The organism is Rhodopseudomonas infernalis (assembly GCF_022271405.1).
Classification (GTDB): Bacteria; Pseudomonadota; Alphaproteobacteria; order Rhizobiales; family Xanthobacteraceae; genus Rhodopseudomonas; species Rhodopseudomonas infernalis.
The window spans coordinates 1-15543 of sequence record NZ_JAJNAL010000042.1; the positions used below are offsets into that span (position 1 = coordinate 1).

Consider the following 15543-nt stretch of genomic DNA (forward strand, 5'->3'; position numbering starts at 1 on the left):
CGCAAGCGGGAGAGGGAGCAGGCCGTGCTGCGACGCGCCGCCTCATACAATCCTTGAGCCGCCCTTGCCCCAATACTGATCCCGCAACAGCCGCTTGTAGAGTTTGCCGGTCGGCAGGCGCGGCAGTTCCTCCAGGAAATCGATCGAGCGCGGCACCTTCTGGCGCGACAGCGACTGGTTGCAGAATGCGATCAGTTCCTGCGCCAGATCGGAGCCCGGGTCGACGCCGGGCATCGGCTGGATCACCGCCTTGACCTCCTCGCCGAGGTCCTCGTTGGGCACGCCGAACACCGCCGCATCGGCGACCTTGGGATGGGTGATCAGCAGGTTCTCGCATTCCTGCGGATAGATGTTCACGCCGCCCGAAATGATCATGAAGGTCGCGCGATCGGTGAGGTGTAGATAGCCGTCGTCGTCGACATAGCCGACATCGCCGACCGTGCTCATGCTGCCATCGTCGGAACGCGTCTCCGCGGTCTTGGCCGGATCGTTGAAATACTCGAACGGCGTCGCAGTCTTGAACCAGATCTGCCCCGGCGTGCCCTTGGGACAAGGCTGCATCCGGTCGTCGAGAATGTGCAGGTCGCCGATCATGACCTTGCCGACCGTGCCGCGATGCGCCAGCCATTCCTCGCTGTTGCAAGCGGTGAATCCGAGGCCTTCGGTTGCGCCGTAATATTCATGGATGATCGGTCCCCACCAGGCGATCATCTGTTCCTTGACCTGCGGCGGGCAGGGCGCCGCGGCATGGATGGTGACTTCGAGTGACGACAGATCGTATTTGTGGCGGACGTCCTCCGGCAGCTTCAGCATCCGCGAGAACATCGTCGGCACCAGCTGACTGTGCGTGACCTTGTACTTCTCGATCAGCGCCAGATACTGCTCCGGATCGAAATGCTCCATGATGATCACGGTGCCGCCATCGCGGATGGTGAGGCCGACCGCGGCCTGCGGCGCCGAGTGATACAGCGGCGCCGGCGACAGATAGATCATGCCGTTGCGATACTTCCACAGCGTGTTGAGGAAGTGGAACAGCGGCAGCGGCTGCGACGGCGGCTGCTCCGGCAGCGGCCGCACGATGCCCTTGGGCCGGCCGGTGGTGCCGGACGAATACAGCATCGCGGTGCCGAGATGTTCCTCGGCGATCGGCGTATCCGGCAGGTCGCGCGTCGCCTCGACCAGCCCGACGATGCGCTCGCTTTCGCTGTCGCCGTCGACCACCACGCACAGCGTCACCTTCGGGCACTCCTTCAGCGCCTCGCGGGCGACGTCGAGCTTGGCCTTCGAGGTGATCAGCACCCGGGATTCGCTGTTGGTCAGGATGTAGGTGAGCTCGGCCGGCGTCAGGTAGGAGTTGACGCAGGTGTAGTAGTGACCGCTGCGCTCGCCGGCTCCACACGCCTCGATGTAGCGGTTGTTGTTCTCCATGAAGATCGAATAGTGATCGAGCCGCCGCAGGCCGTGATTGTACAACAGGTGCGCCAGCCGGTTGCTGCGGGCGTCGAGCTCCGCATAGCTCACGGTCTCGCCGGTCGAGGCCATGATGAAGGCGGGATGATCGGGGTGGGTGGTGGCGAATTGGCCGGTATACATCGTGCTTCCTCGTGCTGATGCGTGCCTGACTTCTGGTTTTTGAACGTTCAGGTCTCTCTCGCCGTCATTGCGAGCCGAAGGCGAAGCAATCCAGAGGCGCCCTGCACCGGGCTGGATTGCTTCGTCGCTTTGCTCCTCGCAATGACAGAGTCCTTGTTGTTAGTCCGGGCGGTGCATGTGCGTGCGCCTCACGCCGCCAGCTCCAGAATCTCCCGCACCTGCGCCGGCCCCTCGATCTTGCGCGGGTTGCGCGGCACCCAGGGGGTGCCCATCGCCTGCGCGGCGATCTTGTCGAAATCCTCCGGGCAGACGCCGACCTCGCGCAGCGAGCGCGGCATGCCGAGCACGCGGATCAGCGCGTCGAGCACGTCGCCGGCGTCCTTGTTCGGGTGCCCCATCGCGGCGGCGACCAGGGCCTGACGGTCGCGGTTGACGGTCTTGTTCCAGCGCATCACCGCCGGTAGCATCACGCAGGAGGTGTGGCCGTGCGGCACGTCGAACGCGGCGCCGAGCACGTAGCCGATGCCGTGGCTGGCGCCCATCGGCACACCCGACGACAGCGCGCCCATCGACAGCCAGGTGCCGATCTGGCAGTCGAGCCTGGCGTCGAGATCGGCCGGGTCGGCCTTCACCCGCGGCAGCCCGGCGGCCAGCATCGCCAGCCCGCGCAACGCCTGCGCGTCGCCGTAAGGATGTGCCTCGCCCGAGCAGATCGCCTCGACGCAATGATCGACCGCGCGAATGCCGGTCGACAGGAACAGCCATTCGGGCGTGTGCACCGTGATGGCCGGATCGAGGATCGCGGCCCGCGGCATCACCAGCGGATGCGCGAACTTCTCCTTGACCCGCGTCGTCTCGTTGGTGACGCCCGCCATGGCGCTGAACTCGCCGCCCGAAATCGTGGTCGGCACGCTGATCTGCCGCACCGTCGGTGCCACCGGCGACGGCCGGTTGGCGACGCGGTCCATGTCGTCAACGCTGCGGATGTCGTTGGCGAGGCAGATCTGCACCGCCTTGGCGCCGTCGGTGATCGAGCCGCCGCCGATGGTGACGATCAGGTCGGCGTTGGCCGTCCGCGCCATCTCGGTCGCGGCGATGATGGCGCTGCGCGGCGAATGCGCCGGCATCGCGTCGAACAGTGCGGCGCAGCGCCCGCCGAGCGCGCCCTGCACCTTGGCGATTTCATCGGTGGTCCGGTTGAGGGTGCCGGAGACCATCAGCAGCGCGCGCTGTGCGCCGATCCGGTCCATCTGCGCGGCGACAGCCTGCGCCGCCGGCTCTCCGTAGACGACTTCCTCCATGGCGCCGAAAACGACGCGTCCCTTTTGCACGTTTCTTCACTCCCGCGGTGGCCGCTTTTGCGAGGCCTTGGCGGCGATCCTAGCAGCCGCGCGGCGATCGGGAACAAGAAAAATCGTCGCGCGTCCGGCAGCGCCTGACATCCGGAGCCGGTAAGATGCGACGTTCGGCGAAGACGGCCGCCAAAGGGGTTGTCGGCGTCCGGGCCGCGTGGTGAATGCGTGCAGCGCAGCAGGAGACAGGGCATGACCAGGGCGGTACTCGGCATCATCGGCGGATCCGGCATCTATGATTTGCCGGGCCTCGAAGACGTTCGCGAAGAGCAGATCGCCAGCCCGTGGGGCGAGCCGTCGTCGGCGGTGCGGCGCGGCAACATCGCCGGCCTGCCGATCGTGTTCATGCCGCGCCACGACAAGGGCCACCGGCTGTCGCCCTCCGACATCAACTACCGCGCCAATATCGACGTGCTGAAGCGCGCCGGCGTCACCGATCTGATCTCGCTGTCGGCCTGCGGCTCGTTCAAGGAAGAGCTGCCGCCCGGCACCTTCGTGCTGGTCGATCAGTTCGTCGACCGCACTTACAAGCGCGAGAGCTCGTTCTTCGGCAAAGGCTGCGTCGCCCACGTCTCGATGGCGCATCCGGTGAGCCCGCGGCTGCGCATCCATCTCGCTGCGGCGGCCGACGCGGAGGGCATCGCCTGGTCGCGCGGCGGAACCTACCTGTGCATGGAAGGTCCGCAATTCTCCAGCTACGCCGAAAGCATCACCTACAAGCAGCTCGGCTACTCGGTGATCGGCATGACCAACATGCCCGAAGCCAAGCTCGCCCGCGAAGCCGAGATCTGCTACGCGAGCGTCGCTATGGTGACGGATTTCGATTGCTGGCACCCCGATCACGACGCGGTGACGGTGCAGGACATCATCCGCGTGCTCACCACCAACGCCGAAAAAGCCAAGAACCTGGTCGCGCGGCTGGCCCGGGATTTTCCGCGCGAGCACGAACCCTGTCCGATCGGCTCAGACCGCGCGCTCGACACCGCTTTGATCACCCAGCCCGAGGCCCGCGATCCGGAACTGCTGAAGAAGCTCGACGCGGTGGCGGGACGGATTTTGAAGGTTTGACGAGGCAGCGGTACGCCATGACTAAAGTTAGTCCGTCAGCGGATAATGAGTTGAGAAAGCTTTCGGCCAGCTTCCTAAGCAGTCTTGGCGTCGCAGTCGTCGCTGCTGGGGTACTCGCTCCCGGGCTTTCACTCTTGTCGGAAAACCCTTTCATTTCCAAGAACTCCTTCTTGGTTGTCGGTGCAGGTTGCGTCGTCCTTGCTTTCTTCCTACATTTTCTTGGACGAGGCATTGTGAGGAAGATCCAATGAACAACGTGGTCTATCTCTTAACCGTGCCTGGAATGGTGCTCATTGCTGCCTTACTACTTTACTGGCACGTCAATCGCGTGAGTGGCAGTTAATGCCGCGCCTGTGTTCTCCCAATTGTCTGGCGAATATCCATGAAAGTCGACGGCATTCATACCCGCTCCATCTGGCTCGAGCCCGATGGCTGGACCGTCGCGGCGATCGATCAGCGGCGGTTGCCGCATGAGTATGTGATCGCGAGGCTCACCAATTGCGACCGCGCGGCGGATGCGATCCGCTCGATGCTGGTTCGCGGCGCGCCGTTGATCGGTGCGACGGCGGCTTACGGCATGGCGCTGGCGATGCGCGAGGACGCCTCCGATGCGGCGGCTGATCTAGCTTACAACAAGCTGATCGCCACACGGCCGACCGCGATCAATCTGAAATGGGCCCTCGACGAGATGCGCCGCGCGCTCGCGCCGGTGAAACCGGCTGAGCGCGTCGCGGCTGCGTACCAGCGCGCCGCCGAGATCGCCGACGAAGACGTCGCGATCAACCAGGCGATCGGCGCCAACGGGCTGAAGCTGATCGAGGCGATCGCCGCGACCAAGAAGCCGGGCGAGCGCGTCAACGTGCTGACGCATTGCAACGCCGGCTGGCTCGCCACCGTCGACTGGGGCACCGCGACGGCGCCGATCTATCAGGCGTTCGACAAGGGCATCCCGATCCACGTCTATGCGGACGAGACGAGACCGCGCAATCAGGGCGCCTCGCTCACCGCCTGGGAGCTCGGCCATCACGGCGTCGATCACACCGTCATTCCGGACAACACCGGCGGCCACCTGATGCAGCACGGCATGGTCGATCTCGTGATCGTCGGCACCGACCGCGTCACCGCCGACGGCGATGTCTGCAACAAGATCGGCACTTATCTGAAAGCGCTGGCGGCGGCCGACAACAAGGTGCCGTTCTACGTCGCGTTGCCGTCGCCGACGATCGACTTCACCATCCATGACGGCGTCAAGGAAATCCCGATCGAGCAGCGCGAGGCGTCCGAGGTCACCGACATGACCGGGCGCACCGCCGACGGCCGGATCGAGACGGTGCGGATCGTGCCGCCGGGCTCGCAGGTCGCTAATTACGGCTTCGACGTCACCCCGTCCCGCCTCGTCACCGGCCTGATCACCGAGCGCGGCTTGCTGAAGCCCGACCGCGCTTCGCTCGCGGCCGCGTTCCCCGAACGGGTGGCGCGGGAGCAGGAAGCGGCGCCGGACGACTGCCTTGACGCGTGAAATGCTATTTCTGCGGATTGACGGGAAATGTTAACAACCATCGCGACAGTTCCGCTGTCCGACAGAAATTCTCCCCTTGACGGGCTCGGTCCAATGACTCATATCTGTCGTAACATGGCCCGCCCCTCTGCACGCAAGTGTACGGGTGGGTCTTCTTTTTTGTAGTGCACGTAGTGGCTTACGATAAGCCATATTTACCTGTTGCGGCCCAATTGACCCTGATTAAGGGTCGAGGCATGGTCATCTCAGATGACGCTCTGGCTCAGGTCTATCTCAACAGGATCGGTTATTATCGCCTGAGCGGATATTGGTTTCCCTATCGAGAATCGACAGGTAGCGGGCCTACACTTGTCGTGGGCGATCGATTTCGTACTGGAACAACATTTACTGATGTCGTCGCGCTTTACGTCTTCGACAAGAAGCTGCGCCTGCTGATGCTAGATGTCCTTGAACGAATCGAAATCGCTCTCAGGGTCCAAATCACTCTTGAACTCGGCAAGCTTGGTCCCCACGCCCATCGCGACTTAGTCGCCCTGCATCCAAATTTCCATCGTCCGTCAGCGGGCGGCTCTGCTGAGAGCAAGCATCAAAAATGGCTGCGGCTCCATGACGAGGCATTTGCGCGCTCAAAAGAAGACTTCGCGAAGCATTTCAATACAAAGTATCCAAGCGAATATCCACCTATCTGGATTGCCGCAGAGCTTTGGGACTTTGGTGCGATGTCATTCCTGTATTCAGGCATGAGAAAGCCAGCGCAAGACGCAATTGCTGATCTATTTGGGGTACCTTCTTTTAAGATCATGGAAACTTGGTTGCGTGCACTCAACGTCACGCGAAACATATGTGCGCATCATAGCCGCCTTTGGAATAAGCCCAATGCGGTTCCTCCAAAGTGGCCGACGCCAGGCGAATGCCCCGATCTCGGTCACATTGCGAGCGATAATCATGCAAAGACCCGCCTTTACGGAATTGCCTGTATCTGCGCGTATCTCCTAAAAACCATAAATCCAAACTCGTCGTGGGTCGGGCGTTTCAAATCGCACGCTGCGACTTTACCACAATCATCCGTGATCAAGATTGCTTCTGCCGGCTTTCCAGCCGACTGGGATAGAGCGAATATTTGGGCATGAGACTCATTTGTCCTGCGTATCCACTCTGGGGGGCACGTAGACAGGGCCGCTCCTTGCGCGGCCGAAGGTCGCGAATCCTTGTCGGATACTCTCGCACTGGCCACCTTTCCGGCTAAGCTCGACAAAGCGCCGTGGCAGCGACCAAGGCGTGCAAGGACGTTGCCCCATGACCGACCAATCCCGGCAGCCGCCCGAGCGGCCGCGCTTCGAACCTGAGATCATTCCGCCCGGGGCGTCCCACGACCCGAAGGGAACGCGGATTTTTATCGACCAGACCACCAGCGAGCGCATCTTCGTCGGCCGCATCAGCTCGCTCCAGATGTTCATGCTGGCGCTGGGGATCGGGGCGGTGATCGCGGTGGTGCTGGTGATCCTGCTCGGCGCCTTCCTGCTGTGGGTTCCGATCGTCGGCCTGCTGATCGCCGCCGGCCTGGTGGCCGGCGTGCTGCGGCCGCTGTTTTCCCGCCGGGGATAGCCGGTCTGGCCAATCTCGCCGCGATGTGATCCACGGCGCCGTTTGATCCATGTCAGCAAGCGGTCAGCCGGGCGCGCAGATGGTGCCGGCTCATCGGGGCATGGGAGATCTGAGCTTTGACCAGCGCACGGTTCCGCCGGTCCATCGCCGGGCTGATGCTGGCGGCGCTGACGCTCGCCGGCGGCTTGCCGGCCGCGGCTCACGATCACAGCGGACGCCGCGACCATGACGATGCCCGGCTCGCGGTGCAGCGCGGCGAAATCCGCCCGCTAGCCGAACTGCTGACCATCGTCCGCGACAAGCTGCCCGGCGAGATCACCGGCGTCGAAATCGAACGTCATCACGGCGAGTGGCTGTACGAATTCATCGTCGTCGACAAACGCGGACGGCTGTTCGAGGTCCATGTCGATCCGCAGAGCGGCGCGATCCGCGACACCAAGGAAAAGTGATGCGCGTGCTGGTGGCCGAGGACGATCGCCGGATCGCCGCGGATCTCGCGCGGGGGCTCGGCGCGGCCGGCTACATCGTCGAATGCGTCGCCGACGGCGAGGACGCCTGGTTTCGCGGCGACACTGAGGACTACGCGGCGATCGTGCTCGATCTCGGCCTGCCGCGGCTCGACGGGCTGACGATCCTGAAGCGCTGGCGTGACAATGGACGCACCACGCCGGTGCTGATCCTCACCGCGCGCGGCAGCTGGGCCGAGCGCGTCGACGGCATCGACGCCGGTGCCGACGACTATCTGCCGAAGCCGTTCCAGATGGAGGAACTGCTGGCGCGGCTGCGCTCGATCGTGCGCCGCTCCGCCGGCCACGCGTCTTCGGTCGTGACCGTTGGCGAAGTCACGCTGGACGAACGGCAGATGCAGGTGAAAGCGCATGGCGCGCCGGTGCCGCTGTCGCCGCTGGAATATCGGCTCGCCTCCTACCTGATCCTGCACCGCGGCCGCGTGGTGTCGCAGTTCGAACTCAGCGAGAACATCTACGGCCAGGATGACGCCCACGATTCCAACGCCATCGAGGTGCTGGTCGGCCGCGTCCGCAAGAAACTCGGCACCGAGCTGATCGAGACCCGGCGCGGCTTCGGCTACATCGTGCCGGGAGACGGCGCGTGACGCGGCATTCGCTGCGGCTGAGGCTGATCGCCGGCGGCGCCGCCGCCATCCTGATCGCGCTCAGCGTCGCCGGCCTCGCCCTGACGGTGCTGTTCGAGCGCCACGTCACCCGCACCATCGCGGACGATCTCGAAGTCTCGCTGAAGCAGATCCTCGCCGGCCTGGAGGTCGAAGCCGACGGCCGGCTGGTGCTGGCGCGGCCGCCGACCGATCCGCGGTTTTCCGAGCCGCTGTCCGGGCTGTATTGGCAGGTCGGCGACGACCGCGAGCGGCTGCTGCGCTCGCGCTCGCTGTGGGACGACCGGCTGACGGTGCCGATTGATCAGCCCGGCCCGGGTGAGGTGCATCACCACGATATTGCCGGTCCGGCCGGCGGGCAGCTGTCGATCGTCGAGCGGCGCGTGGTGGTGACGATCGCGGGCCAGCCGGTACCGGTCCGCGCCATGGTGGCGGTCGATCTCGAACGCGTCAGCGCCGCCGGCCGCGCCTTCGCGCGTGACCTGGTGGTCGCGCTCGGCATCCTCGGCGCGGTGCTGGCGCTCGCCACCTCGGTGCAGGTGGTGCTCGGATTGCGGCCGCTGCGGGCGCTGCGCCAGGGCGTCGCCGACATCCGCGCCGGGCGCCGCGATCGGCTGCCGCAGGCCGTGCCGGACGAGGTCCGGCCGCTGGTCGAGGAGGTCAATGCGCTGCTCGAGGCGCAGGCGCGCGAGATCGATCGCTCGCGCGACCGCGCCGCCGATCTGGCGCACGGCCTGAAGACGCCGCTCGCCGCGCTGGCGGCCGACGCCGCACGGCTGCGCGAGCGGGGCGAGCACAAGCTGGCGCGCGACATCGAGGCTGTCGGCAGCGCGATGAGCCGCCACGTCGACCGCGAACTGGCGCGCGCCCGGCTGCGCGGTGAGGTCCGCCGCGGCGCCGTCGCGCCGGTCGAGCTGGCGCCGCTGCTGCGTTCCCTGATCACGATCCAGTCGCGCACGCCAGCCGGGGCGCGGATCGATTATCAGATGCAGATTCCAGACTATGCGGCGGTGCGGCTCGACCGCACGGATCTGGCCGAAGTGCTCGGCAATCTGCTCGACAACGCCACCCGTCACGCCCGCAGCCGAGTGCGCATCGCGACGAACTGCGATGCCCGCGGCTTCTGCATCGCCGTCGAGGATGACGGCGATGGGCTCGATGCCGACGCCTGCGCCACCGTGCTCGGCCGCGGCATCCGCCTCGACCAGCGCGGCGAAGGCGCCGGCCTCGGGCTCGCGATCGTGCAGGACGTGCTCGAGGCCTACGGCTGGACCCTGCAGCTGTCCCGGTCCGACCTGGGCGGACTGAAGGCGAGTTGCTGTACGGGGACGTAGCACCTCGGTAGCTTTATTTCGGTCAGCCGTGACGTTGACCGCAAAGCTCCTCCACACCCGATGTCATCGCCCGCGCAGGCGGGCGACCCAGTATCCCAGAGCGTCCGCTGGTCTGCCGTGCGCTTGCCGCGGTCGCTCTGGGATACTGGGCCACCCGCTTTCGCGGGTGGTGACGGCTCTGGCTTGCTGGATGCGCCGATCACCTTGCCATCACCCCGGCGCGCGCTATATCCGAGCTTTCCCCATTCCCCTTGTTCAGGATCGAGCGTTCCTCATGACCACGACTGATACCGCCAGCGAGACGAAGCCGTTTCAGGCCGAAGTGGCCGAGCTTTTGAACCTGATGGTGCACTCGGTCTATTCCGAGACCGACATCTTCCTGCGCGAGCTGATTTCCAACGCCTCCGACGCGCTCGACAAGCTGCGTTACGAGTCGATTTCCAGGCCCGAGCTGATGGCCGACGGCGGCGAGCCGAAGATCCGGATCATTCCGAAGAAGGCCCCCGACACCCTGACGGTGCGCGACAACGGCATCGGCATGGACCGCCAGGAGCTGATCGACAATCTCGGCACCATCGCCAAGTCCGGCACCAAATCCTTCCTGTCGAAGCTGACCGAGGCCAAGGACGGCGCCGGCCTGATCGGCCAGTTCGGCGTCGGCTTCTATGCTGCCTTCATGGTGGCCGACAAGATCACCGTCACCAGCCGCCGCGCCGGCTCGAACGAAGTCTGGACCTGGACTTCGTCGGGCGGCGCCGGCTTCGAGATCGCGCCGGCGTCCGACGAGGATGCGGCGCGGGTCGAGCGCGGCACCGAGATCGTGCTGCATCTCAAGCCCGACGCGTCGAAGTATCTCGAGGCCTATCAGATCGAGCGCATCGTCAGCGAGTACTCCGACAACATCCAGTTCCCGATCGAGCTGGTGCCCGAGGAAGGCGAGCCGCGCCAGATCAATTCGGCCAGCGCGCTGTGGCAGCGCTCCAAATCCGAGCTGACCGAGGAGGACTACAAGAAGGCCTATCAGCAGGTCGCGAACGCCTTCGACGATCCGGCGATGACGCTGCACTACCGTGCCGAAGGCCGGCAGTCCTACGTGGTGATGCTGTTCGCGCCCTCGACCAAGCCGTTCGATCTATTCGAGCCGGAGCGCAAGGGCCGCGTCAAGCTCTACGTCCGCCGCGTCTTCATCACCGCGGATGCCGATCTGCTGCCGCCCTATCTGCGCTTCTTGCGCGGCGTGATCGACTCCGAAGACCTGCCGCTGAATCTGTCGCGCGAGATGCTGCAGAACAATCCGCAGCTCGCGCAGATCCGCAAGGCGGTGACCGGCAAAGTGGTCGGCGAACTGGAGAGCCTCGCCGACAAGCAGCCCGAGCGGTTCGCCAAGATCTGGGAATCGTTCGGCCCGGTGCTGAAGGAAGGCATCTACGAGGACTACGAGCGACGCGAGAAGCTGCTGTCGCTGGCGCGCTTCACCACCACGGCCGGCGAGAACCGCACGCTCGCGCAATACGTCGAGGCGATGAAGGAGAACCAGACCGAGATCTATTATCTGGTCGGCGATTCGATCGAGCGGCTGAAGTCGAACCCGAAGCTGGAATCGGCGACCGCGCGCGGTATCGAAGTGCTGCTGCTGACCGATCCGGTCGACGCGTTCTGGACCTCGGCGCCGCTCGATTTCGGCGGCAAGCCGCTGAAGTCGCTGAGCCAGGGCGACATCAACTTCGACCTGATCCCGAAGCTCGACGCCGACAAGACGGAGGAGAAGCCGGACGAAGCCAAGGCCGACGAGGCCACGGTGATCGCGGTGATCAAGGATGCGCTCGGCGAGCGCGTCAGCGACGTCAAGGCGTCGCAGCGGCTGACGGCGAGCGCGTCGTGCCTGGTCGCCGGCGGCTTCGGTCCGGATCGCGAACTCGAGAAGATGCTGGCCCGCGCCAACAAGGGCGCCGCCACCAAGCCGATCCTCGAGGTCAATCTCGGCCATCCGCTGGTGGCGGCGCTGGCGGACGCCAAGGCCGACAAGGCCGAGGCCACCGACCTGGCGTTCCTGCTGCTGGAGCAGGCGCAGATCCTCGACGGCGAACTGCCGGAAGATCCCGCCGCCTTCGCCGGCCGCCTCAACCGGCTGGTGCTGCGCGGGCTTGCTGCGCATGGTTAGCAGCTGACTAACAAACAGGGTTACCGGAATTTTAATCCCTGACACGCACACTGGTCGGCATCTTCGTTGCTGACCAGTGTGTGATTCCATGCGTCGATTTGCTGCCGTTTCGGCCGTGCTGTTTTTGGCCACAGGGACCGCTACCGCGGCCGATCTGCCGGGGTTTCCGCAGAGCCCGGCGCCGCCGGTGTCGTGGAATTGGACCGGCCTGTATTGGGGCGCCCATCTCGGCGGCAGCTTCGGCTCGTCGAGCTTCAGCGATCCCGCCGGCCAAGGTCTTTACGGCGGCAGCGTGCGCAGCCCGGCGGCGATGGCCGGCATTCAGCTCGGCTACAACTATCAGCCCAACCGAAATTGGCTGGTCGGCGTCGAGGCCGATCTCAGTGCGCTGAACGCCAAGGGCACCAATAGTTGCCTGGTGTCGTCCGGCCTGTTCATTTCCGCGAACTGCCGCGTCCGTCAGGATGCGCTGGCAACGCTGACCGGCCGCGCCGGCTTCGTCACCGGCCCCGGCGGACGGACGCTGCTGTACGCCAAGGCCGGCGGCGCCTTCCTGAGCGAGCGGCTCGACATCACCGCCGGCTATCCGATCGGCAATTCGACCGACATCAAGGACGGTCGCTGGGGCTGGACCGCGGGTGCCGGCATCGAGCAGGCGCTGGCGCCGGCCTGGTCGGTGAAGTTCGAATACGACTACGCCGACTTCGGCAGCCGCGAGATGGCGACGCCGGCGAGCTATCGGTTGGTGCCCGGCGTTGGCTATTTCGCGACGCCGCAGGGTGTCAGCAAGGTCACTCAGGACCTGCATGCCGTAAAGGTGGGTCTCAACCTGAAATTCGGCGGCGACGTCGATGCGCGCTTCGACGACTATCACCTGCGCGGCACGCAATCCGCGGACGACGTGATCGAGCGCGGCGCGGTCGAGGTCGGCGGCCGGGTCTGGTACAGCTCGGGTCGTTTCCAGAAAGACCTCGGCGCCACGTTCGATCAGGGCAACCAGAACATTCTGATCTCGCGGCTGACCTATCAGAGCACGGCGGCGTCGGGCGAACTGTTCGGCCGGGTCGACGGTCCCTCCGACACCTTCCTCAAGGGCTTCGCCGGCGGCGGAAAGCTGCTGAGCGGCCACATGAACGACGAGGACTGGATCGCCGATGAAGGCATCCCGTATTCGAATACGCTGTCGGATCCGGTGAAGGGCAGCATCGCCTATGCGACGCTGGATGTCGGCTACAATCTGCTGCGCGGATCGGACTACAAATTCGGCGGCTTCGTCGGCTACAACTATTACCGCGAGAACAAATCGGCCTATGGCTGCGTGCAGACGGCGGGCGGCCCGGCGTCGGCGATCTGCGGCTCACCGATCTCCAATGCCATTCTGGCCATGACCGAGAACGACACCTGGCATTCGCTCCGGGTCGGCTTCAACGGCGAACTCGGACTGGGCCGCGGCGTGAAGCTCTCCGCCGATGCCGCCTATCTGCCTTACGTGAAGATGTTCGGAACCGACAATCACGTGCTGCGCACCGACGTCAAAGATATCGTCTCGCCCGAACAAGGAACCGGGCAGGGCGTGCAGCTCGAGGCGATCCTGTCCTATCAGGTCAACAGCGCCTTCGCGGTCGGCGCCGGTGCGCGGTATTGGGCAATGTGGGCGACCACCGACGCCTATACCAACATCTTCGGCACGCAATGCCCGTGCCAGACCTTGCCGACCAGAACCGAGCGTTACGGAACCTTCCTGCAGGCGGCCTACAAGTTCGACAGTCTGAAGTAGTCGGCCTCAGCGCTCAGTTCCGCACGGCAAAAAATCATCTGGTCGGCCGCCGGCTTCTTGAATAGGGTGCGCCCAACCAAAAGCTGGGAGGCACCCTCGTATGAACGTCAAGCTGTTCTCTGCCGCGCTCGCCACCACCGCCCTGATCGCCATCGCCCCGGCGTCGGCGGAAGGCGTCAAGATCGGCATCCTCAACGATCAGTCCGGCGTCTACGCCGATTACGGCGGCAAGGGCTCGGTCGAAGCCGCCAAGATGGCGATCGAGGATTTCGGCGGCGAAGTGCTCGGCCAGAAGGTCGAGCTGGTTTCGGCAGACCATCAGAACAAGCCCGACACCGCGGTCTCGATCGCGCGTAAATGGTTCGACGTCGACAACGTCGACATGATCACCGAGCTGACCACCTCGTCGGTCGCGCTGGCGGTGCAGGACCTCGCCAAGGAAAAGAAGAAGATCGACATCGTGGTCGGCGCCGCAACCTCGCGCATCACCGGCGACGCGTGCACGCCCTACGGCTTCCACTGGGCGTTCGACACCCGCGCGCTCGCGGTCGGCACCGGCGGCGCGCTGGTGAAGGCCGGTGGCGACACCTGGTTCTTCCTCACCGCCGACTATGCGTTCGGCTACTCGCTGGAGAAGGACACCAGCGAGATCGTCCAGGCCAATGGCGGCAAGGTGCTCGGCGCGGTCCGGCATCCGCTGAATTCGTCCGACTTCTCGTCGTTCCTGCTGCAGGCGCAGGCCTCCAAGGCCAAGGTCGTCGGCCTCGCCAATGCCGGCCTCGACACCGCCAACGCCATCAAGCAGGCGGCGGAATTCGGCATCGTCCAGGGCGGCCAGAAGATGGCGGGCCTGCTGATGACGCTGGCCGAAGTCCACGGCCTCGGGCTCAAGGCCGCGCAGGGGCTGGTGCTGACCGAGGCGTATTATTGGGATCGCGACGACAAGTCCCGCGAATTCGCCGAGCGCTACTTCAAGCGCACCAACCGGATGCCGAGCATGATCCAGGCCGGCACCTATTCGGCGACGCTGTCCTACCTCAAGGCCGTGAAGGCCGCCGGCAGCAAGGACACCGACGCGGTGGCCAAGAAGCTGAAGGAACTGCCGGTCGAAGACGCTTTCGCCAAGGGCAACGTCCAGGCCAACGGCCGCTTCGTCCACGACATGTATCTGTTCGAGGTCAAGAAGCCGGAAGAGTCCAAGAAGCCCTGGGACTACTACAAGCAGCTCGCCGTGGTGCCCGGCGACCAGGCCTTCCCGGCCGCCAAGGACAGCGGCTGCCCGCTGACGAAGTAAGCACTCTCGCTGAGTTCAGACCCGATTGAAGCCGGCGTTCCGCAAGGGGCGCCGGCTTTTGCTTGATCCGTCACGCCGAGCACTGCGCAACCTCCCCCGCTTGCGGGGGGAGGTCGACGCGCGAAGCGCGGCGGGTGAGGGCACTCCTATCAACGAGTCGCTGAGTCAATTCTCTGCGACTCGATAAGTCAGCGGCTGCGTCGCCCTCACCCCAGCCCTCTCCCGCAAGCGGGAGAGGGGGCCGGCCGTGCTCGGGTCAAGCCCCCAGCATCCGGTGAACCACGCCATAGACCGAGCCGCCCCAGAGCCCCGCGGCGGCGACCATTTGGACGGCGAAGCCGGCGCCGCGTTTGGCGGCGGCTTGCGAGTAGCCGACCAGGTACATGATCCGGCCGATGATCCACACCGCGCCCAGCAAAGCGGCGAACACGTCGCTGAGATAATACGCGAACAGCCACAGCGACGGCAGGAAGATCGGCATCCATTCCAGCGTGTTGGCCTGGACGCGGAAGACGCGTTCGAAATCGGGATGGCCGGTGACGGCGGGCGCCTTGACGCCGTAGGCTGCCCGCGCGCGGGCGACCTGCATTGTGGTGTAGAAATAGAACATCACCGCCAGCAGGGTCACGATCGTGGTCAAGTGAAACATCCCGCAACTCCCAGTTCTGTTTTGTTTGCTCCGGCTGACTGCCGGTTTCGAACCCAGCT

General features: G+C 65.0%; 13 protein-coding genes. 10 read left to right on the forward strand and 3 right to left on the reverse strand.

Annotated features, from left to right (window positions below; all coding sequences use genetic code 11):
* Positions 1–42 precede the first annotated feature (42 nt).
* Positions 43–1593: an AMP-binding protein gene (locus tag LPW26_RS21450; protein ID WP_238737668.1), complete on the reverse strand. Its 1551-nt coding sequence runs from the start codon at positions 1591–1593 to the stop codon at positions 43–45.
* Positions 1594–1781: 188 nt separating this feature from the next.
* Positions 1782–2924, reverse strand: a complete 1143-nt coding sequence (locus LPW26_RS21455) for an iron-containing alcohol dehydrogenase (protein ID WP_238737669.1) — start codon at positions 2922–2924, stop codon at positions 1782–1784.
* A gap of 213 nt (positions 2925–3137) precedes the next feature.
* Between LPW26_RS21455 and LPW26_RS21460 the strand changes: the two genes are divergently transcribed.
* From LPW26_RS21460 to LPW26_RS21505, 10 genes are all read left to right on the forward strand, one after another.
* Positions 3138–4013 (forward strand): S-methyl-5'-thioadenosine phosphorylase, encoded by an 876-nt coding sequence (locus LPW26_RS21460; protein ID WP_238737670.1) that lies wholly within the window; start codon positions 3138–3140, stop codon positions 4011–4013.
* Between the two features lie 382 nt (positions 4014–4395).
* The gene (gene mtnA, locus LPW26_RS21465) at positions 4396–5532 is read left to right on the forward strand and encodes an S-methyl-5-thioribose-1-phosphate isomerase (protein ID WP_238737671.1); all 1137 of its coding nucleotides are present in this window, start codon (positions 4396–4398) and stop codon (positions 5530–5532) included.
* Positions 5533–5768: 236 nt separating this feature from the next.
* Complete coding sequence (locus tag LPW26_RS21470) at positions 5769–6662, forward strand: Abi family protein (RefSeq protein WP_238737672.1); 894 nt, start codon at positions 5769–5771, stop codon at positions 6660–6662.
* Between the two features lie 166 nt (positions 6663–6828).
* On the forward strand, positions 6829–7137 hold the full coding sequence (locus tag LPW26_RS21475) for a hypothetical protein (RefSeq protein ID WP_238737673.1): 309 nt from the start codon (positions 6829–6831) through the stop codon (positions 7135–7137).
* Positions 7138–7292: 155 nt separating this feature from the next.
* On the forward strand, positions 7293–7586 hold the full coding sequence (locus LPW26_RS21480; RefSeq protein WP_238737702.1) for a PepSY domain-containing protein: 294 nt from the start codon (positions 7293–7295) through the stop codon (positions 7584–7586).
* Entirely contained in the window at positions 7586–8251 is a 666-nt protein-coding gene (locus LPW26_RS21485) for a response regulator transcription factor (RefSeq protein WP_238737674.1), read from the forward strand. The genes LPW26_RS21480 and LPW26_RS21485 overlap by 1 nt, the downstream gene beginning before the upstream one ends.
* Positions 8248–9603, forward strand: coding sequence for a sensor histidine kinase (locus LPW26_RS21490; RefSeq protein WP_238737675.1), 1356 nt, complete (start codon positions 8248–8250; stop codon positions 9601–9603). The genes LPW26_RS21485 and LPW26_RS21490 overlap by 4 nt, the downstream gene beginning before the upstream one ends.
* A gap of 274 nt (positions 9604–9877) precedes the next feature.
* Positions 9878–11764, forward strand: coding sequence for a molecular chaperone HtpG (gene htpG / locus LPW26_RS21495; RefSeq protein ID WP_238737676.1), 1887 nt, complete (start codon positions 9878–9880; stop codon positions 11762–11764).
* A gap of 88 nt (positions 11765–11852) precedes the next feature.
* Positions 11853–13541, forward strand: a complete 1689-nt coding sequence (locus tag LPW26_RS21500) for an outer membrane beta-barrel protein (protein WP_238737677.1) — start codon at positions 11853–11855, stop codon at positions 13539–13541.
* Between the two features lie 100 nt (positions 13542–13641).
* Positions 13642–14835 (forward strand): ABC transporter substrate-binding protein, encoded by a 1194-nt coding sequence (locus tag LPW26_RS21505; protein WP_238737678.1) that lies wholly within the window; start codon positions 13642–13644, stop codon positions 14833–14835.
* Positions 14836–15091: 256 nt separating this feature from the next.
* On the opposite strand, the gene LPW26_RS21510 is transcribed toward LPW26_RS21505, so the two are convergent.
* The gene (locus LPW26_RS21510; RefSeq protein WP_238737679.1) at positions 15092–15484 is read right to left on the reverse strand and encodes an MAPEG family protein; all 393 of its coding nucleotides are present in this window, start codon (positions 15482–15484) and stop codon (positions 15092–15094) included.
* Positions 15485–15543: the final 59 nt, after the last annotated feature.